The sequence below is a fragment of the Streptomyces sp. MS191 genome (genome assembly GCF_008042125.1).
GTDB lineage: Bacteria > Actinomycetota > Actinomycetes > Streptomycetales > Streptomycetaceae > Streptomyces.
On sequence record NZ_RDBI01000188.1, the window covers coordinates 1 to 707 of the forward strand.

General features: G+C 73.4%; 1 pseudogene. It reads left to right on the top strand.

What is annotated here, in order from left to right:
- Positions 1–186, top strand: a pseudogene (locus EAO71_RS39525) (ABC transporter substrate-binding protein); the annotation flags it as partial.
- Between the last annotated feature and the right edge of the window lie 521 nt (positions 187–707).

A 707-nucleotide genomic window follows, 5' to 3' on the forward strand; every position in this document is an offset into this window, starting at 1 on the left:
GGCTCGCAGATGAGCCTGACGAAGTGGGACGCCTACCCCGGCGACGACAAGGCGCAGAACGGCGGCGTGACCCTCAAGGTCTACACCGACAACAACACCGCCTACACCGACCTGACCGCCGGCAACCTCGACCTCGTCGACGACGTCCCGGCCTCGCAGCTCAAGAACGTGTCGGCGGGCCGGGGCGGCTTCGTACACGGAGCGGACCGGCCGGCGGCCGAGGGCGGCGGTGGCCAGGAGCGCGGTGGCCAGTCCGAGTACGAGGAGCGTGGTCACCAGGGCGGCGGCGCCCGTGGTCGCCCACAGTCCCGGCAGCCGTACGCCGACGGTCACCGCGCCGGCGGCGGCGAGGGCGGAGGCGGCGGCCGGGGAGCGCAGGGCGGCGACGGTGGTGACGGCGTAGACGAGGAACAGGACGGGGTCGAGTCCGAAGGTGGCGAAGCGCTCCCGGACCGCGAGGCGGTGGTCGCCGGCCCAGTACCGGAGGAGCTCGGCGGCCGACCCGTCGGCGAGGACGAGGTCGCGCAGGATCCAGCCGGCGGTGACGAGTGCGAGCGCCCCGGCGAGGGCGGCCCCGGTGAGTCGAGCTGCTCCCGTGACGGTCACGAGGCCGATCCTCACGGTCACCAAGAAGCGAAACAAGGGATTCCGCCCCAACTCGGCACGAGTTCGGCAAGTCGGGACGCCGGGGTCGGGAGGGCCTCACG